This window comes from Pedobacter cryoconitis, assembly GCF_001590605.1.
In the GTDB taxonomy this organism is placed as follows: domain Bacteria; phylum Bacteroidota; class Bacteroidia; order Sphingobacteriales; family Sphingobacteriaceae; genus Pedobacter; species Pedobacter cryoconitis_A.
In genome coordinates this window covers 2634471-2657678 of record NZ_CP014504.1, presented here as the reverse complement: position 1 = coordinate 2657678, position 23208 = coordinate 2634471, and the positions used below count along the sequence as shown (strand labels likewise).

Sequence of the window (23208 nt, the reverse complement as noted above, 5' to 3'; positions counted from 1 at the left end):
AATATAAATATCCTGACCGCTGAAGAAAAACAGTGGTTAATTACAGGTTTAAATTCGGATCAATTCACTTATCCTGCAGATCAGACCCTGGTTAGTCTTTTTGCAGCACAGGTAGTACAATCTCCTTTGGCAACGGCTGTTCGCTTTGAAGATCAGGAACTTACTTATGCTGAACTTGATGCGCTTTCCAATGAGCTGGCCCATACACTGTTAAGTTTTGGTGTTAAAAGAAATACGCTGCTGCCAATATTCATAGAGCGATCTCCCGAAATGATTGTGGGTATACTGGGTATGTTGAAAGCAGGAGCAGCTTATGTACCTATTCATCCGGATTATCCTGCTGAACGTATTGCTTTTATTCTTTCGGATATTGCAGCGCCATTCATCTTAAGCAGCCGGGCCAGCGCTGAGTTTTTACCTGAAACTGATTTGCCGGTCATTTTACTGGACAATAAATTACATTCGGGAGGGGTTTCAACAGCGCCTGTCCTGGAATATTACCCATCAGATCTGGCTTACGTAATCTATACTTCGGGTTCTACAGGTCAACCTAAAGGGGTACTGGTAGAACACCGCAGTGTTGTTAACCTGATCAATTATCAGGGGAATAAATTTGGCATCGATCAGACAGAGAAGATCCTTCAGTTCTCAAACTATAATTTTGATGCGGCAGTAGAACAGATTTTCCTGGCGCTATTGAATGGTGCATCGCTGGTTATACTGGATGAAACTACCCGTTTAGATCCATCTGCATTAGAAAACCTATTGCTAAAAGAGCAAATTACGCATCTTCATGCCACACCGGGTTTCCTTGAAACCATCAATGCGGGTAATTACGGAGGGCTTAGACGTGTAATCTCGGGTGGTGAATATTGCCGTGTTTCACTCGCGGAAAAATGGAAACCATTTGCCACATTTTATAACGAATACGGACCTACTGAAACTACAGTAACAGCGCTTGAATATCAATATCCATCTTCTTCAGCAGCAACCGGACAAGATAGTGTGCCAATTGGCCGCGGTCTGGGGAATATCCGTACTTACCTGCTGGATGCACAATTGCGTCCGGTTGCAGCCGGAGTTGCTGGTGAACTGTATATCGGAGGTGTACAAGTGGCAAGAGGTTATTTAAACCGTCCGGAGCAAACAGCACAGAGTTTCTTTGCAGATCCATTTGTAAGCGGAGAGCGCATGTACAAAACAGGCGATATCTGTAAATTACTGCCAGATGGAAATCTGACTTATATAGGCCGTAACGATGAGCAGGTCAAAGTTCGTGGTTACCGGATTGAACTCGGTGAAATAGAAAATATATTAGCACAAAGCACCCAGGTTTCTCAGGGCGTAGTTTTAGCGAGAACTGACGATCAGGGCAATAAACGCCTGGTTGGTTATGTTGTTCCAGCGCAGGAAACCGGACTATTTGACAAAGAAGGACTCATTGCCTTCCTGAAAACACGTTTACCAGAATATATGGTTCCGGGATGGTGGGTAGTTTTAGCGCAGCTGCCGCTTACCGGCAATGGTAAGATTGATAAAAAAGCATTGCCAGATCCAGGTGCAAATGATTTGACCACACAGGAGTACGTTGCTCCGGCAAATCAACTGGAACAAACGCTGGCTGTTATCTGGCAGGAATTGTTAGGCTTAACACAAGTAGGCGTTCATGATAATTTCTTTGAACTGGGAGGTGATTCTATTATTACCATTCAGGTCGTCAGCCGTGCCAGACGTGCAGGATACGGACTCAATCCCCGTGACTTATTTACCTGTCAGACTATTTCTCGTCTTGCGGCATTTATGGATTTACAACAGGAAGTTAAGGTACATGCTGAACAAGGTATTTTAACCGGAAATAGCGGGTTACTCCCTATTCAGCAATGGTTTCTGGAAACAGAAACCCCTACACTTTCTCCTTATAATCAGCATATTGTTTTAACAGTTGCTAAAAGCATCAGTGCCGGGCAATTGCAAGTTGCACTGGATAAACTCGTGAATCACCATGATGCGCTCCGTTTTGCTTATCAATTGTCAGCAGAGGATTGGGAACAAACTTATAGTGATCATCAACCAAAAATTGAAGTCTTTGATTATACTAAAAAGCCAGAAGAATGGTCAGGAGCTATCCAAACCAAGCTGGATCTTTTAGATGTACAGGTGGCTATCGAACAAGGAAACCTGGTACAGGCAGCCTTATTGATTGCTCCTGCAACTGAACCAGCGAATCATTTGTTGCTGGTTGTTCATCATCTTGCTGTAGATGGAGTGTCGTGGCGTATCCTGACTGATGACCTTGAATTATTGCTTCAACAGCAAGATCAACCTGTTTTAGCTGTATTAGGTAGTAAAACAAGCGCTGTCCGTCAATGGTATAACACGATGGAGGCCTATGGCAAACGCGCGGACCTGCAGGATCAGGAGGCGTACTGGAAAAAAACTAAACAGGAATTAGTTCCACTGCGGACGGATCATACCTTTAATGAAGTTATAACTATAGCAGATATACAGCACTATACGGTGAAATTAGGGAGTAGCGCAACCTCAAATCTATTGAAGGATGTGCCTAAAGCTTACCACACCGAAATTAATGATATACTTTTAAATGCACTGGCACTTACACTTGCAGCACACAATCATAAGAATAAGGTATTGGTGGGCATGGAAGGGCATGGCCGTGAAGATTTAGCAGCAGATGCTGATACCAGCCGTACTGTTGGCTGGCTGACCAGTATGTTCCCTGTTTTGCTGGAAGTAGAAACAGGAGCGGGCAAAGGACAGCAGCTTAAAAATATCAAAGAACAATTAAGACAAGTACCGGGCAAAGGAATTGGTTACGGTTTACTGAAATACATCAATAAAGCTGAATCCTTACAAGGAAAAGATTCTTGGGAAGTGCTATTTAACTATCTTGGACAATCGGGTCAAACCGCAACTGAAGGCGCATATACCGTCCCGCAATGGGAATTATTTGGCTCATCAGCAGGTCGTGATTTCCCGGTTGAAGGAAAACTGGCTGTCAATAGTATGATCATTGATGACGAGCTGGTTTTATACTGGAGTTACAGCAACCGTCATTTTGATGCGGAAACTATTCATCAGCTGGCGGCAAGTTACCTGTCTCATCTCGAAGATAGTATCCAACATTGCATTGGAAAAGGTACCACGTCATTTACTCCTTCTGATTATGGATTGGGTGAGGTGATCAGTTATAATGAACTGGATCAATTTCTGGATGATAATTATAACGGTAAACAAAGGAAATTGCAACTGGAAAGTATTTTCCGTTTAAGTGGTTTACAAGAAGGAATGCTGTTCCATAGTTTGTATGATCAAAATGCCGGAGCCTATATCCAGCAGTTTACTGGTGAATTGAAAGATGCAGATATCCTTGCTTTTACACAGAGCTGGCAGCAATTGCTCAAACAACATAGTATTTTAAGAAGTGCGTTTTACTACGACGTTTTCCAGGTCCCGGTGCAATGTGTTTACAAAGAAGCACAGCTAACGGTAACTCAACTGGACTTACAGGGGTTAAGTGCTGAACAGCAGGAACAGGCCATTCAGGAGTATAAAAAAGAAGACCTTATTCAAGGTTTTGATTTTACTTCAGCTCCGCTGATGCGTATTTGTCTGATTCAGCTGGATGCAGCGCGTTATCAATTCTGTTTAACCCATCATCATATTTTATTAGATGGCTGGTCGATGCCAGTATTGATGGAAGAACTGCTGACTAATTACGAATACCTGGTCCATCAAAAAGCGATACCAGTTGTCGCAGAAGACCGTTATGAAAATTATATCCGTTATATCGCACGTCAGGATAAAGAGGCGGCTGCTTCTTACTGGCGTAATTATCTTGATGGATTGGAAGAAGCAACTTTACTGCCTTTCATCAACAATTTATCAGACCGTACTCATAGTAACCATGAATATAGGGAAGAAATCTTCGAGCTTGATGTCGAATTTACGGCGCGTTTAACGCGTTACGCGCAGCAAAACCGGGTTACCATCAACACCCTGATGCAGGGAATCTGGTCTTACCTGCTTTACAACTATACAGGCAGAAAAGACATTTCCTTTGGTATTGTTGTTTCTGGTCGTCCGGAAGATTTACCGGGCGTAGAAAGTGCCATAGGGATGTACATCAATACTTTACCGTTTCACGGTCAGCTTGATTTATCACAAGATATTGCCGCAGGATTACAGAAAATACAAGCGCAGCAACTCGAAAGCAGGGCTTACCAATATACCAGTCTGAGTGAGATTCAACGCCTGTCTGGGATTAGCGGAAATCTGTTTGATACCTTAATGGTTTTTGAAAACTATCCGGTTAGCCAGGCTTTAGCGGCACAGCCCTGGAGTTTACAAATCAATAACCTGGATGTTGGCGCGCAGCATACCAATTATCCGTTAAGCATTATTGTGATGGCTGGCAAAGAAATAGCTATCCATTTCAGTTACAATGACCTGTTAGCTGAAAACTATATCCAACTCATCGCTGGTCACTTCAAACAGGTGCTGAATCAGGTAATTTCTTCAGGAAAGCTAAATTTCGGAGATCTTAATTTGCTGACCAGGCAGGAACAAACACAATTGTTAATTGATTTCAATGCAACAAGTATTTCACCAATACCTGTTCAGACAGTAATTACCCGTTTTGCTGCACAGGCATTGTTGCAAGCTGATCGTCCGGCTATCATCTCCGGAACAGCTTCGCTGAGTTATCGTGAACTGGATGAGCAATCATCCCGTTTTGCGCATTACCTGGTGGAGAAAGGGGTAACCAGAGGTACTTTAGTACCGGTTTGCCAGGAAAGATCAGCAAGTATTGTGATCTCTATACTCGCCATTGCAAAAGCAGGGGGTGTGTATGTCCCGGTTGATCCGGGGTATCCGGCAGAACGTATTCAGTATATGTTAGCAGATACTGGTGCAGGTTTACTGATCGCCAACGAGAAAGTATGGGCTGGTTTGCCAGAAATTAAGGAACTGGAATTGATTAACCCTGAAAATCTGGAACTGGATGCGTATCCGGTTACTGCACCAGTTTTCCCTGTTGGTTTAGCAGATCTGGTTTATGTAATTTATACTTCAGGATCTACAGGCCAGCCAAAAGGGGTACAGATTACCCATGCGGGGCTTTCTAATTTAGTAAGCTGGCATCTGGAACGTTACGAACTGCACAGCGAAAGTAAAACTACTGCTGCAGCCGGGATTGGTTTCGATGCTTTCGGCTGGGAAATATGGCCTGCCCTGAGTGCGGGTGCTGCATTATATATCATTACTGATGAACAAAGATTGTCACCCTCAGGTTTAGCTGCTTATTATCTTCAGGAAGGCATTACGCATAGTTTCCTTTCTACGGTTTTAATCCCTGAATTTATAGCAGCCAGCAGAAATCGCGCCTTAGCTTTAAAATACCTGCTTGCGGGTGGAGATAAGTTAGCTGCAGTCGATGTGCATGGTTTAGGGTATCAGATCGTGAATAATTATGGGCCAACAGAAAACAGTGTCGTTACTACAAGTTACCTGCTTTCAACTGTGGATGGTGAAACTGCGCCTCCAATTGGTATCCCGGTGAGCAATACACAAGTGTATATTCTGAACGCAGAAAACAAACTAAGTCCGGTAGGTGTAGCCGGAGAACTGTGTATCAGTGGTGTTGGTGTAGCTACAGGCTACCTGAACCGCGAAGCACTGACTCAGGAGAAATTTACAGTTAATCCATTCGATCAGAACCCGGGCGGGCGAATATACCGAAGCGGGGATTTGGCGCGATGGTTACCGGATGGAAATATCGAATATCTTGGCCGTATAGATGACCAGGTTAAAATCCGGGGTTACCGGATAGAATTAGGAGAGATTGAAAATGTCCTTCAGCAAAATTCAGCAGTAAAACAGGCGGTAGTAATTGCTAAAACTGATGATAGGGGCAATAAACAATTAGTCGGTTATATTGTACCAGAACATGTTTTTGATAAAGAAAGCATGATCAGTTATCTGAAAGACAGGTTGCCTGATTATATGGTTCCTGCATTATGGGTTTCTTTAGAAAAACTGCCAATGACCAGTAATGGTAAGGTAGATAAGAAAATGTTGCCTGAAGTAGCGGTCAGCAGCTTGCTGAGTTTGAACTATGTTGCACCACGAAATACGGCAGAACAAATACTGGTAGAAATCTGGCAAGAGCTATTGCGCGCAGAACAGGTTGGTATCCATGACAATTTCTTTGAATTGGGGGGTGATTCTATTATTACTATACAAGCGGTTAGCCGTGCAAAAAGAGCTGGTTTAGAATTTCAGCCGAAAGATTTATTTGTTCACCAGACTATAGCCCGTTTAGCAGCAATTTCACAAAATGCGAAAGCGCAGCTGGTTAAAGGAGAAGAAGGCACTTTATGTGGAAATAGCGGACTGTTACCAATTCAGTCGTGGTTTTTTGCGGATGGGGGTACGGTAAGTTCTCATTTCAATCAGCAGATTTTATTAAACCTGGATAAGCAGACCGATCATGCCATACTTGAAGACGCGCTTAAACAATTAATCGCTTACCATGATGCCCTGCGTTTTGTATATCAGCAGACCGAAAATGGCTGGGAACAGCGTTATGGAGATTACAGAGGGGAACTGAAGGTCGCAGATCTGACGCAAACCCCCGATAATTTGTTAGCTGATGCCATTACAACTGAATGTAACCTGGCGCAGCACAGTTTGGATATTGAACAGGGGATATTGATCCGGACTGTTTTGATGCAGACACCAGAAAATGAAGCTTATAACCGTTTACTGGTTGTGGTACATCACCTTGCGGTAGATGGCGTTTCCTGGCGCATCTTTTTAGAAGAGCTGACTTTATTACTGCAAAAACCACAACAAGGTTTAACAGTTGCTAAAAGTCATTCTTACAGACAGTGGCAGGAATCACTGGTGGCTTATGGTCAAAGCCGGAGCCTGTTAGCTCAGGAATCTTACTGGAAAACAGCTGTACAACAATATATTCCTCTAAAAACGGAGCAAGTGTATACAGCTGAAATCAGGGCTGAGGACACGGCAAACTATATCGTGACTTTAGATGCTGAACAAACACAGCGTTTATTACAGGAAGTCCCAAAAGCATACCATACCGAAATCAATGATATCCTGTTAAGTGCATTAGCCCTTACTTTATCAGCATGGAATGGGCAGAGTAAAGTGTCCATAGGATTGGAAGGCCACGGCCGTGAAAACATTGATGCGGATAGTGATACCAGTCATACTATTGGCTGGTTTACGACGCTTTATCCAGTATTGCTGGAAGTTGGAACAGCAAAAGAACCGGCTCACGTCATCAAAAATATTAAAGAACAATTGCGCCAGATCCCGGTAAAAGGGATTGGTTATGGCGTATTGAAATATATCAATAAGGCTTCATTCCTGCAAAGCAAAGACCCGTGGGATGTGGTATTTAACTACCTTGGACAATGGGACAATGCTGCGGGTGGTACCGGGCATTTATCAGCTGCCAAAGAAGATACAGGAGCTACTGTAGGGGATGATTTCATTTTCCGCGATAAACTGGCCATCAATAGTTCAGTTCGCAATGGCGAATTGGCGATTGACTTCGGTTACAGCGCGAAACACTTTACTACAGCAGGAATTCAGCAAATAGGTGAATCTTATCTTGCGCATTTACAAAGCCTCATTGCGCATTGTGCAGCGCAAAGGACTACTGCTTTTACACCTTCAGATTATGGGCTGGGCGATGCCGTTACTTATCAGCAGCTGGATGACTTTCTGGATGATACTTATCTTCAGAAAATACGCAGAAATGAGGTAGAACGCATTTATCCATTGAGCGGTTTACAGTCTGGTATGTTATTTCACGGTCTTTATGATGGTGAAGCAGGTAATTATGTAGAACAGTTTACCTCAGTCCTCAACTTTGTGGACGAAGCGATTTTTATGAAAAGCTGGGACTGGGTAATGCAAAGACATACAATTTTGCGCAGTGCATTTTATCCGGATGCGTTTAATGTCCCTGTGCAATGTGTTTATAAAGAAGTAGCCATGCCGTTAACGGTTTTTGATTACCGTATTATGGATGCGCTGGCACAAGAAAAGACGATTCAGGAGTATGCTGCTGCGGATCGTTTAGCAGGTTTTGATTTTACAACAGCTCCACTGATGCGTGTTTGTTTGTCGAAACTGGACGATAACCGTACCCATCTGCTTTGGACGTTCCACCATATTTTACTGGATGGATGGTCTGTGCCGATCTTATTACAGGAATTACTGGAAGTATATGAGGCGCTGGCGGGCAATCAGCCAGTACCTGTATTAACCGAAGACCGCTATGAAGACTATATCCACTATATTCAGCAGGACGATAATGGAAAAGCAGAAGCACACTGGAAAAACTATTTACAACCGATAACAGAAGGTAGTTTACTTCCTTTTGTAAATACCAAAGCCGACCGTACCAAAGGAATCGGGGCTTACAGCCTGAAACAACTGGCTGTGAATGCAGAAACAACTTCGCTGTTAGCAGCTTATGCGCAGCGCAATCACATTACCCTAAATACCTTAATGCAGGGGGTCTGGGCGTATTTATTGTCACAATATACAGGCCGTAACGAGGTAGCTTATGGCGTAACCGTATCAGGTCGTCCAGAAGCATTACCAGGCATAGAACATGCCGTAGGGATGTATATCAATACGTTATTGTTAACCGCTACAGTCAATGATTCGCCTTTATCAGACTGGTTGCAAGCTATACAGGCAGCTCAACTGGATAACCGGGAATATCAGTATACCCCATTGAATGAGGTGAAACGCTGGGCTGCTGTTGAAGGAGAATTGTTTGATACCTTATTGGTTTTTGAAAACTATCCTGTCAGCGAAGTTTTAGCTGCACGTACCTGGAAACTGCAATTGGATGATGCTGAGATTACTTCGCAAACCAATTATCCTTTATGGCTGGTGATTATGGCTGGAGCGGAAATCAATGTCCGTTTTGAATACAATACTGATTTACTGGAGGAGAAACAGGTGAGCAGGATTGCCGGTCATTTCAACCAGGTCTTGTTGCAACTGGCAACTGCTGAGGTTATTGTGCCGGGAGATCTTGTTTTGTTAACTGCTGACGAACAGGAGGAACTTGCTTTGTTTAACAGTAAGGTAGTTCCTTATGCGAAGGAAGAAACCTTTGTCAGCCTGTTTGCCGCGCAAGTTATCCGCACGCCTGAAGCAATTGCACTGGTTTATGAAAATGATTCCGTGACTTATCAGGAATTGGATGAACGCGCGAATCAGCTGGCACATTGTCTGCGGATTAAAGGTGTAGGAGCAGGATCGTTTGTGCCTTTGTGTATGGAACGTTCTCTGGATATGATTACCGGGCTGATCGGGATCTTAAAAGCTGGTGCTGCTTATGTACCCGTTGACCCTGATTTTCCGCAAGACCGGATTAACCATATGCTGGCCGACACCGCTGCAAAAGTCATTGTGACCAGCAGTACTTGCCTGAATTTATTGACCGAAAGTCTTGCTGAGCTGGTTACATTGGATGCGGCCATCCTGGCCGCCTATCCAGTGACCGCGATAAACGCAACAGTTGATGCTTCCAGCCCGGTGTATGTAATTTATACTTCCGGAAGTACGGGTCAATCAAAAGGAGTAATCCTGACGCACCGTAACCTGACAGATTATCTGGCAGGTTTACAGGATGCTCTTCCGATAGCAGAATGCCAGTCATTTGGTTTAATGTCCAGTATCGCAACCGATCTTGGAAATACCGTATTGTTTACCGCGTTTCTGAATGGCGGTGCTTTACATGTGTTCTCTAAAGCTGCGATCACTGATCCTTATCAGCTGAAAGCTTATCTTGCTGAACATCCAATAGACTGTATCAAAATTGTGCCGTCACACTGGAAAGCGCTTTCGATGCCTGATTACTTAGTATTGCCAGAAAAACTGCTCATTTTTGGAGGAGAGGCACTTTCGGCAGAGTTGATTTATAAAATCAGGGCCTATGGATGCAACTGTACTGTTGTGAACCATTACGGGCCTACAGAAACCACTATTGGTAAATTATTACACGTGGTCAAAGAGGGTTACGTATACCAGGAAAACATCCCGGTAGGTAAACCATTCTCTAATACCAAAGTATATGTAGTGAATGCCAGCGGACAATTATGTCCTGTAGGTGTACCGGGAGAATTACTGATTGGCGGAGATGGTGTGGCTTCGGGATATCTGAACAATACAGCATTATCCGCAGAGAAATTCATTAATGATCCATTCTCGGCAACAAGTGGTACCCGTTTCTATCGTACAGGGGATACGGTTAAATATTTAGCCGATGGGAATATCCTGTTTATCGGACGTGGTGATGATCAGGTTAAAATCAGAGGTTACCGTATCGAGCTTGGGGAAGTAGAAAGTGCACTGGCCGGATGTACTGATTACGTTCATCAGGCGGTTGTGCTGGCAAGAGCTGACGATGCAGGAAATAAACGTTTAGTGGGGTATATCGTCCCTAAAGGTGAGTATAACAAAGATTCGATTGTCGCTTATCTGAAAAACAGGTTGCCGGATTATATGGTCCCACTGCTTTTTGTGGAATTGGAAAAACTTCCGCTGACTGCAAATGGAAAAGTTGATAAACGTGCTTTACCTGAGCCTGATATAAATTCATTAAAAGCAAATGCTTATGTAGCACCGCGTAACGAAACAGAAAATACATTGATTGCCATCTGGCAGGAAGTATTACGTCTGGACAAAATAGGTGTGCACGATAACTTCTTTGAACTGGGGGGAGATTCAATTATTACGATTCAGGTAGTCAGCAGAAGCAGGAGAAGCGGTTATGTGTTGTCACCTAAAGATATATTTACCTGTCAGACCGTTGCACGTTTAGCGGCGCAATTGGCTGTACAGGAAAGCAATAAAGTAAATGCAGCGCAGGAAACGCTTTCAGGGAACAGCGGATTGCTGCCAATCCAGCAAAAATTCCTGAATAGCATTAATCCTGTCAAATCATTCTATAATCACCATATCACTTATGGGGTAAATAAAGACATAGCTATAGAGACTTTATCAGCAGCAATTGCTGAGCTTTCAGTTTATCATGATGCGGTTCGCTTTGCTTATCAGCAAACAGCAGCAGGGTGGGAGCAGGTCTATACTGCTCAGGCTACGGTGCTTGAAGTTATTGATCTGCAAAATAAAGAAGCAGGAGAATTTGAACTGGCCTTAGCTGAACAAACGGCCCGTTACCAGGAAAGCCTTGATCTTGAAAAAGGTATTTTATTCCGTGCAGTGTTGTTTTTATCGCCATTAGCAGAACATCAGTTATTATTTATTATCCATCACCTTGCGGTAGATGGGGTTTCATGGCGTATCCTTTCGGATGATCTTGAATTACTGTTACAGCATCCTGGACAGCCGGCTAATGCGGTATTGGGTGCTAAAACAAGTTCTTACCGTCAATGGTACGCAGCATTAACAACCTATGGCAATAGCCGTGGTTTACAGCGTCAGCAGGATTACTGGGAAAAGATTACTCACCAATTTGTGCCTTTAAGAACCGACCATAACCCTGAAGGGCCTTTGCGTATTGCGGATATGGACACAACAACGGTTCAATTGGGTAGTTTAGCTACTGGCAAACTGCTCCATGACGTTTCCTTAGTTTACCATACAGAAATCAATGATATCCTGTTAAGTGCATTGGCGCTTACCTTATCAGACTGGAACAAAACTTCAAAAGTTTCTATCGGACTGGAAGGCCATGGCCGTGAACAAATTACAGCAGACATTGATACCAGTCGTACAGTAGGTTGGTTTACCACCATTTATCCCGTTCTGCTGGAAACCGCAAATGATTATGGTCAGCTCATTAAAAAGGTCAAAGAAACATTAAGACAAATACCTGGTAAAGGATTGGGGTATGGTATACTGAAATATATCAACCAGGATATTGTTTTACAGGCTAATGACCCCTGGGATGTGCAATTTAATTACCTGGGGCAAGCTGGTGCGGGCAAGGTTATTGGTAAGCTGGTACAGCCGAGATGGGAGACATTTGGTTCGGCAATGAGTGAGCAGACGCCTGTTGCTCAACCGCTTTCTGTGGCGGGAATTATTCAGGATGAACAACTGGTGTTATACTGGAGTTACAGCAACAAACATTTCAACAGCGAAAGCGTAGAAAAAATGGCTGCGGCTTATCTTGAAAACCTGGAATCACTGATTAACCATTGTGTTGCAGCCCAGCAAACAACGCAGTATACCCCTGCCGATTTTGGATTGGCAGGTGAGGTGAGTATTGAAGAATTAGACCAGTTCCTGGACGAAGAATTCAATGGCAAACCTCGCAGAGCGCAAGTAGAAAGTGTTTACAGGCTGAGCGGTTTACAGGAAGGAATGCTGTTCCACGGAATATTTGATGCGCAGACTAACACTTATGTAGAGCAGTTCTCAGGAGAATTAACTGAGCTTGACACCACCGCTTTTATAGGAAGCTGGAATCATCTGCTGAAACAACATAGCATCCTTAGAAGTGGTTTCTATGCCAATGCTTTTGATATCCCGGTTCAATGTGTTTACAAAGAAGTTGAAATGCCGGTTACGCTGGTTGATTACAGTGGTAAAACTGCTAAGCAACAGCAGAAGGCTATCCGTGAACATGAAAAAGCGGATCTTGAAAAAGGATTTGACTTTACCACGGCTCCGCTGATGCGTATCTTATTGATCAAACTGAGCGAGACCAAATATCACCTTTGCTGGACTTATCACCATATTTTGCTCGACGGATGGTCTATGCCGGTATTGATGGGAGAACTGTTAAAGGCTTATGCGTTATTGTCAGCTGGTAAACCATTACCATTGCCTGTAGCCGACCGTTATGAAGACTATATCCGCTATATCGAAAACCGTGATGCGGATAAAGGAGAAGACTACTGGCGTAATTATTTAGGGAAGGTTAGGGAAGGTACTTTGCTGCCGTTTATCAGTGCAACCACCGGCAGGAATAAAGGAATAGGTAAATACGGCACACATCACCTGGTATTGGATACTGAAACGACTTCGCATTTATCAGCATACGCACAACGTCACCGTATTACGATGAATACGCTGGTACAAGGGGTGTGGGCATATCTTTTATACCGATATACCGGCCGTACTGAAGTGACTTATGGAGTTACTGTATCAGGAAGACCTGATAGCCTGCCGGGTGTAGAACATGCGGTGGGGATGTATATCAATACATTACCATTCTGTTCTCAGATTTCTGAATCACAGGCTGTTAAAACCTGGTTACAGACGATACAAACAGAGCAGCTGGAAAGTCGCGAATATCAGCATATCGCTTTGAATGAGATTCAGCGCTGGGCAGGTATCCCTGGAGATCTTTTTGATAGCTTACTGGTTTACGAAAATTATCCAAGTAACCCGATGACTGCAGCTTCGCTGAGTTTACAGGTTGATAACGTACGAAAAGAAGAACATACCAATTACCCGCTTGGTGTAGCCGTAATGGTTGCAGAAGAGATCACGGTGTATTTCAGTTACAATACTTCATTGCTTACTGCGGGTTATATGGAAGCAATTGCAGGGCATTTTGAACAGGCCATACGCAGTATGACAAGTACAGATAACCTCTTGCTGAAAGATATTGAAATACTTTCTGTACTTGAAAAAGAGCAATTGATCCATACTTTCAATGATACTGCATCAGTTTTTCCGGAAACTGACACGATTATCACGCAGTTCAATTTACAGGTAGACATCAGGCCAGGTGCGCTGGCATTTGTGACTGATCAGGTAGAAATGACTTATCAGGAACTGGATCAGCAGGCAGGCCGTCTGGCTGGTTACCTTCGTGCTCAGGGCGTTGGAGCAGGAACACTGGTTCCGGTATGTTTGGAAAGGTCTCCGGAAATGGTGATCAGTATCATGGCAATTCTCAAAGCAGGAGCAGCTTATGTACCAATAGACCCTGATTATCCGCAAGACAGAATCCGTTTTATGCTGGAAGATACTGCTGCAACTGTCATGGTCAGCAGTAGTAAATGTGCTGGTTCACTACCTGTAAATGGTATTAAAGTGATTCAGCCGGATATAGAATGGGAATTAATCAATTCATACACTAGCTATACTCATACTGCATTAAGCGCAAAAGATCTGGCTTATGTAATTTATACTTCTGGTTCTACAGGTAAACCGAAAGGGGTGATGATAGCGCATAGCGGAGTCGTTAACCTGGCGATGAGCCAGCGAAATGCATTGCATTTAATTCCTGGAACAAGGTTCCTGCAATTTGCTTCTTTTGGTTTTGATGCATCTTGTTACGAAGTGTTCAATACCCTGCTGAGTGGCGGTGTACTGGTCTTACCACAAAAAGAAGACTTGCTTTCAGCAGAGAATTTTGGGGCTATGGTTGAAAGGCATCAGGTGGAAGTGGTTACTTTACCGCCTTCTTATCAGCATCTGGTGAAAGATGTGCTCGGCCCTGTTACGACCGTAGTATCTGCAGGAGAGTCATTAAACCGTGAAGATGCGCGTTATATTAAAACTACAGGGGTTCGTGTGGTTAATGCCTACGGACCTACAGAAAATACGGTTTGCACCAGTTTAACTGATGAGCCAATCTTAAAAGATAATGTGGTTGTGATCGGTAAGCCGATAGAAAATGTACAGATTTATATTCAGAGTGAACAAGGCAGGTTATGCCCTGTGGGTGTTGCCGGAGAGTTATGTGTGGGTGGGGCAGGTGTAGCCCGTGGTTATCTGAACCGCCCTGAGCTGACAGCAGAGAAATTCATTCCTGATCACTATTCAGGAAAACCAGGATCTCGTTTGTACCGTACAGGTGACTTTGCGCGGTTCCTGCCGGATGGTAATATTGAATATCTTGGCCGTATAGATGATCAGGTAAAGGTAAGAGGCTTCCGGATTGAACTCGGAGAAATTGAAGCAGAGTTACAATTATGTGATCTGGTCAATACCGCTGTGGTTGCTGTTAAATCAGATCGCGGCGGCAACAGCAGGCTGATAGGTTATATCATTCCTGAGGGTGATTTTGACAAAGAAGCGATTACTGCTTATATGAAAGAAAAACTGCCTGAGCATATGGTACCGGGAATCCTGTTGTCTATCGATAAAATACCTTTGACACCAAACGGTAAAGTCGATAGAAAAGCACTTCCTGAACCGGATAACAATGCTTTGACAGCGGGTAATTATGTTGCTCCGCGAAATACACTGGAAGAAAGCCTTGCATTGATCTGGCAGGATTTATTGTCCATATCAAGAGTCGGTATACATGATGACTTTTTTGAGCTTGGCGGTCATTCACTGCTTGCTATGCGCGTTATTTCGGCACTTCGTAAGACATTACAGGCCGAGGTAACAGTTAAAACCTTATTTATAAATAAAACAATAGCAGAATTAGCTGCCTTTATCAGCCAGCAGGATCCGCATACGGTCAGAACGGCTATTGAGAAAAAACCAAGACCTGAAAATATCCCGCTCTCTTTCAATCAGGAAAGACTTTGGTTTATCGACCAGTTAGAGGGAAGTATTCATTATCATATTCCGGCTGCACTGAGATTGAAAGGGCAGCTCAATAGCGTTGCGCTGGAACAGGCTATACGTCAGCTGGTCAACAGACATGAGGTATTGCGTACCGTTCTGCTGGAAGAAGATGGAAAAGCCCGTCAGCATGTAATGGCAGAATATTTATGGCACTTACAGGTGACTGATCTGATTGGTAAGTCTGCTGGTTCATTACACGATGATATCCGCGGGTTAATTATGGTGCCATTTGATCTGGCTAAAGATCATATGCTGCGTGCAAACTTAATCTTACTGGACACTGATATTTCAATATTGGTACTGACCATGCATCATATTGCTGCCGATGGCTGGTCTGTAAGTATATTGATCAATGAGCTTGCAGCTTATTATGAGGCCTTTACTTCTGGTAAAACGCTTCAATTGCCTGAATTGACTATTCAATATGCAGATTTTGCAATCTGGCAGCGGGAGCAGATGGCCCCTGTATTACTGGATAAACAGTTAAGTTACTGGAAAAAACAATTGAGCGGTACAGCGCCTCTTCAATTGCCGGCAGATTTCCAACGCCCGGCCATGCAGGGTAAAAATGCCGCGAGTTATGCTTTTGTGATTAAACCTGAAATACTGGAACAGCTTCATTTGCTTTCACGCAAACAGGATGCAACGCTGTTTATGACGTTGTTAGCTGTGTTCAAAGTGTTGCTGTCACGCTATAGCGGACAGGAAGATATTTGTGTAGGGACTTCTATTGCAGGCAGGGTACAGCAGGAAACTGAAAACCTGATCGGGTTCTTTGTGAATACGTTAGCGCTTCGCAGTCATACTGATATGAATAGCTCTTTCGAAAACTTCCTGCAGCAGGTAAAGGGAACTACACTGGATGCTTATGAAAATCAGGAGCTGCCATTTGAAAAAGTAGTGGAGGCGGTAGTGAAAGAAAGGGATCTGAGCCGTACGCCTTTATTCCAGGTCATGTTTGAATTGCATAACACGCCTGAAATGCCAGAACTGAACCTTGGAGAAGTTGCTGTTTCACAAGAAGATATCAATGCAGTCACTGCTCAGTTTGATCTGACAGTGAATCTGCTGGAAAGCAACGGACAGTTAAACGGGTATATCACTTATTGTACTGATCTGTATAGTGAAGCTACTATTGAACGCTTAGGTATACATTTTGAAACTTTACTGAATGCTGTAATTAGCTCGTCTGATAGTCTTTTAGGAGAACTTTCAATGCTGACCAATACAGAGGAGCATCAGCTGCTGAATGTGTTTAATGATACGGTAACTGCCTACCCGCAGGAGCAAACTGCCATACACATTTTTGAGGCACAGGTTTTAAGATACCCTGGGTCACCTGCTATCGTTTTTGAAGACACGGTTTATACTTATCAGGAATTAGATGAGCGTTCTAATCAGCTTGCGGGCTATCTGCGAGACAAAGGAGTCTCGATTGATGTCTTAGTGCCGATTTGTTTAGCGCGTTCGGCAGAGATGGCCGTAGCTATCCTGGGTGTGCTGAAAGCCGGCGGAGCTTATGTTCCGGTTGATCCTGGATATCCGGAAGAAAGGATCAGTTTCATGCTGGAAGATACCAACGCTTTGGTTGTAGTGACCAGCAGCGATTTGAAAATAAGTATCGGAGCTTTTGCTTCAGCAGATACTGTTTTACTGGATACGGACTGGGGTAAGATCAGTACATGGGCAGCGACTGCGCCATTGAACCCTGCAAAACCTGGTGATCTGGCTTATGTGATTTATACTTCTGGTTCTACCGGGAAACCGAAAGGGGTAATGGTAGAGCATGCAGGTATGCTGAATCACCTTTATGCGAAAATCAATGATTTACAATTAACAGCAGAAACAGTAGTTGCCTTTACTGCTTCTTATACTTTTGATATTTCTGTTTGGCAGCTGTTCTCAGCCTTGCTTTGCGGAGGTAAAACCGTGATCTATTCTTCAGCAAGAATCCTGGAGCCTGCAATTCTGATTGATGCAGTAGAAACTGATGGAATTACCATTTTAGAATTGGTTCCTTCGTATTTAAATGCTGTCTTGCAGGAGAATACATTGGCTCAGTTAAACAAATTGTCTTACTTATTAGTGACAGGTGAAGCGGTCAGCCAGCCTTTATTGGCGCAATGGTTTGCGCATCCGCATTACGCGCGGATCCCGGTTGTCAATGCTTACGGGCCTACTGAAGCATCAGATGATATCTGTCACCATATCATGTATGAAACGCCCTCAAGGATCAATGTCCCGGTAGGAAAACCGGTACAGAATATGCGCATTTATGTGTTGTCTTCTGGTGATCAGCTTTGCCCAGTGGGGGTACCGGGTGAGATCTGCGTATCAGGAATCGGGGTGTCCAGGGGTTATCTGAACAGGGGAGACCTGACTGCTTCGCGCTTTGTACGCACGCCTTTTGAAGCAACTGGCAGGATGTACCGAACAGGAGACTTAGGGCGCTGGTTACCTGATGGAACGGTTGAATATCTTGGCCGTATCGATGACCAGGTTAAAATCCGTGGTTTCCGTATCGAGCTTGGAGAGATTGAAAATGTCTTACAGCAGCACGATGCGATCGTGCAGGCTGCGGTAATTGTGAAAACTGATGAGAGTGGAAATAAACGTTTAGTCGCTTATGTCGTTACTGAAGGTGATTTCGACAGAGAAGCCACGGTAAGCTGGCTTAAAAATCACTTACCGGAGTACATGGTTCCTGGTCTTTTTGTTGCGCTTGATGAGTTGCCTTTAACGGGGAATGGTAAAATAGACCGTAAAGGTCTACCTGATCCGGATATGGGTTCTTTACAGACGGGTACTTATACCGCTCCGCGTAATGAACAGGAGACGATTCTGGCTACGATCTGGCAAGAATTACTGCATATCCCGAAAGTTGGGATCTATGATAATTTCTTTGAACTGGGTGGAGACTCGATTATTACGATTCAGGTGGTTAGCCGTGTGCGCCGTGCAGGTTTCAGCCTGCATCCGCGTGACTTGTTTATCCATCAGACCATTGCTGGTTTATCTGCATGTATGGCGGCGGAAGCAGCCAGTGCTTCATCTGGTGAACAAGGTCTACTGGAAGGGGAGAGCGGTTTACTACCAATTCAGCAACATTATTTTGAATCTGGAAGTACAGCGCTTTCTCATTATAACCAGAGTGTTTTCTTAAGTATTGACAAAAGCATTACCTCATCAAGGTTAAATGAAATCATCAGTCAGCTAGTCGCAGCACATGATGCCCTGCGTTTTGCATATGAGCACACAGGAGAGGGTTGGAGACAAGTTTATGGTAATGATGCCGGACCGCTTGAGATAAACGATCTGAGAAGCTTAAAATCGGCAGAACTGGCACAAACTATTGCTATACATAATGACAGGTACCAGGCTAGTCTGGATATCCTGAAAGGGACACTTTTACGTGCGGTGTTGATCCTGACTCCGGATACCACACCACAAAACCGCTTATTGCTCGTGGTTCACCACCTTGCAGTAGATGGAGTTTCATGGCGTATCCTGCTGGAAGACTTTGAACAATTGTTAGCACAAAAAACATTACCGCAATTTAAGACTGCTTCTTACCGTCAGTGGTACCAGGCATTGTTGAATTACAGTACTAAAAATAGCGTACTGAATCAACTCGGGTACTGGGAAAATGTAGTGGCAGCAGCAAGACCAATGCGTACAGTTCATGCGTGGCCGGGAACGATAACTGGTGCAGAAATACAGCAGTATACCACGAAGCTGGATGCCTTAGCTACACGCCGGTTATTGCAGGATGTACCCCGTGCATACCATACGGTGATCAATGATTTATTACTAACCGCACTAGCACAGACTTTGGCTGTTTGGAATAAACATTCCACTATCGTTGTCGGTCTGGAAGGACATGGCAGGGAAGACTTTATTCCGGGTGTTGACATTAGTCGTACCGTTGGCTGGTTCACCAGCTTATACCCGGTTATGCTGTCCGTTATTCCAGATGCGAAAGCTGGTTTACAGTTGAAACATATTAAAGAACAACTTCGCTTAGTTCCTGATAAAGGTCTGGGTTACGGAATTTTAAAATATATAGCTCAGGTTGCCGCCTTACAGGGGACGGATCCATGGCAAGTAGAGTTCAATTACCTCGGACAACTGGACAACCTGGTTAAAGAAGAAGACAATTCATGGCTGTCAGGTGCCTCCGAATCTTCGGGTAAAGCGATCTCCGGCAGTCATCCTGTCAGGGAGTTGTTGTCGGTAAACAGCTTGGTCCAGGGTGGAGAATTGCAGGTAAACTGGAGCTTTAGCAGCCGTCATTTTACCACGGATGCCATCGCGGAAATCTCATCGGCTTACCTGGAAAATCTGGAAAATCTGATTGCACATTGTATCACTGTAGAGACTCCGGTATTTACGCCGTCAGACTATAATCTGGGTGAAGAAATCACGAACCAGGAGCTGGATAAATTCCTGGATGCAGACCATCATGGTTCGCCACGGAAATTGCAGCTGGAAAGTATATCCCGTCTGAGCGGTTTGCAGGAAGGCATGCTTTTCCATAGTTTATATGATGAGCATGCAGGTGCTTATATCGAGCAATTCACGACTGTACTTACCGGTGTTGAACCAGAAATATTTGCTAAAAGCTGGGATCAGTTATTGAAGAACCATAGCGTATTGCGCAGTGCATTCTATTATAATGAATTTAAAATACCTGTACAATGCGTTTATCGTGATGCGAAAACACCAATCAATATGGTGGATTGCAGCGGGATGAGCAAAGAAGAACAGGAACTGTTTATTGATAATTATGAACAGGCTGACCGTTTAAAAGCCTTTGATCTGACTGCTGCACCATTGATGCGTATCTGCCTGATCCGTTTGGGAGAGAAGCGTTACCGGTTATTCTGGACCTATCATCACGTACTGCTCGATGGCTGGTCACTGGCTGTTTTGCTGGGCGGATTGCTCCAGGTTTATGAACAACTGATTACTGGAAAAACGTTGTTACCGGTTCTGGAAGACCGTTATGAAGATTATATACGTTATATCGAACGTCAGGATAAAGAAGAGGCAACGGCTTACTGGAAAAAATATCTGGCTGGTCTGGATGAACCAAGCTTGCTGCCTTTCATCAGTATGAATGCAGACCGTACCAAAGGAATCGGTTTGTATAAAGATGAAAATCTGCATCTTGACCGTGAAATAACAGCCAGCATTACCCGTTATGCACAGCGTAACCATATTACGCTGAATACGTTGATGCAAGGGGTTTGGGCATACCTATTATCCCGTTATACAGGAAATAAAGACGTGGTGTATGGTGTCATTGTTTCCGGCCGGCCGGATGATCTGCCAGGAGTAGAACAAAGAGTTGGCATGTATATCAATACCTTGCCGTTGCGTGCTGCTACAGACGCTTTAAAACCTGTTTCTACGTGGTTACAAGAGCTGCAGGCTGATCAGATCAGTAGTCGTAACTATCAGTATACCACGTTAAATGATATCCGCAGATGGTCTGCGGTATCAGGCGAATTATTTGATAGTTTGCTGGTGTTTGAGAATTACCCTGTAGATAAAGTGCTGTCTGCACAGTCATGGCAACTTGGAACAGAAAGTGTCAGCATGAACGAACAAGGTAATTATCCGCTCAGTTTAGTTATAGGTACAGGTGAAGAGACCAATATTACTTTAAATTACAACAGCACGCTGCTGGATACAACCTATGCAACAGCTATCGCCGGACATTTTAAAGCGGCAATATTGTCTATCATCGCACAAGAAAATGCGACTTTAAACGACATTGAAATAAGCTCAGCAGCAGAAAGATCTGAGTTGCTGAAAGGCTCAGCACATTCGTTTGCTTATCCTTCGGATAAAACAATGATTGATCTTTTTGAAGAACAAGTACTTCGCTCACCTTCTGCAGCTGCAGTAATTTTTGAAGACAGAAAGCTTACTTACAGTCAATTGAATGAGCTTTCTAATCAATTGGCTAATCACCTGGTTAGTATGGGGGCAAAACTTGATATGCTGATCCCGCTGTTTATAGAAAGGTCTCCTGAAATGATTGTGGGAATGCTTGCGATTATGAAGGCAGGAGCGGCTTATGTACCTATTCTACCGGATTCTCCGGCAGAACGTACGGCTTATATCCTTTCGGATATAGGGGCAGCTATGGTGCTGAGCAGTACAGAAAGTACCGTTTTCTTACCGGAAACAGGGTTGCCGGTTATCTTATTGGATGACAGGGAATCAGTACTTGCCGAATATGCTTTAACAACACCATCCGTGGAGCGTTTACCTTCTGATCTGGCTTATGTGATCTATACTTCTGGTTCAACGGGCTTACCAAAAGGGGTGTTGGTAGAGCATGGTGGAGTAGTCAATCTGCTGAGCTATCTGGGTGAAAAATATAAGATGGACGACAGCGATAAAGTCCTGCAGTTCTCTAACTATAATTTTGATGCTTCGGTAGAGCAGATCTTCCTTGCTTTATTTAATGGTGGTACTGTGGTGCAGCTGGATGAAGCAACCCGTCTTGATCCTTCAGCACTTGAAAATCTGCTGATCCGTGAAAAAATCACACACATTGATGCAACTCCAGGATTCCTGGAAACTATGAATGCTGGCAGTTATGGCGGGCTTAAACGTATCGTTTCAGGTGGTGAATACTGCCGTGTTTCACTCGCAGAAAAATGGAAGCCTTATGTAGCGTTCTATAACGAATACGGGCCTACAGAAACATCGATTGTAGCGATCAGGTATGAATATCCTAAAAATGATGTACCGCATCAGGATGGAGTACCGATTGGCCGGCCTGTAGGGAATACCAGGGCTTATCTGCTGGATGAACAATTGCGCCTGGTTCCATCGGGGGTAACAGGAGAGCTGTATATCGCTGGTGTACAGGTGACCAGAGGTTATTTAAACCTTCCTGAACAAACTGCTGCGAGCTTTATGGCTGATCCTTTTGTAAGCGGAGAACGCATGTATAAAACAGGAGATCTCTGCCGGTTACTGCCGGACGGTAACCTGACTTATGTAGGCCGTAATGATGATCAGGTAAAAATACGCGGTTTCAGAATTGAACTGGGTGAGATCGTTAATGCGCTGGAACAGAGTATTCTGGTTGCTCAGGGGACTGTGCTGGCCAGACAGGATGATTATGGCAATAAACGGCTTGTTGGTTACGTAGTTCCTGAAAACGGGGCTTTTGATCAGGAGGGCGTAGTCATGTTCCTGAAAAGCAGATTGCCTGATTACATGGTTCCAGCTTTATGGGTGGTATTGGATCAGCTTCCTTTAACCAGTAATGGTAAAATCGACAAAAGAGCGCTCCCTGAACCTGATATGAATGCAATGACAGCGAGCGAATATGTTGCCCCAAGAAATGAAATTGAACAAAATCTGGCTGCGATCTGGCAGGAACTGCTCGGTTTGGTACAGGTTGGTGTCCATGATAACTTCTTTGAACTGGGCGGGCATTCGTTGCAGGTGATGCGGATGATTTCAGCTATCCGTAAAGAATTGCAGGTAGAAGTGTCTGTAAGGACGCTATTTGAGCTCACCACGATCGATGCACTGGCTAAATATATCAATATCAATAACGATGACCTGGATGATGAAGATTCCACAACAATAGAATTATAA

General features: G+C 44.0%; 1 protein-coding gene (cut by a window edge). It reads left to right on the top strand.

Features of this window, described 5'->3' with window-relative positions:
- Positions 1-23208, top strand: the 3' portion of a protein-coding gene (locus AY601_RS11005) for a non-ribosomal peptide synthetase (RefSeq protein ID WP_068400621.1). The gene continues 10497 nt to the left of window position 1, outside the view; 23208 of the gene's 33705 nt are visible here — the last part of the coding sequence; its start codon lies off the left edge, out of view; it ends in the stop codon at positions 23206-23208.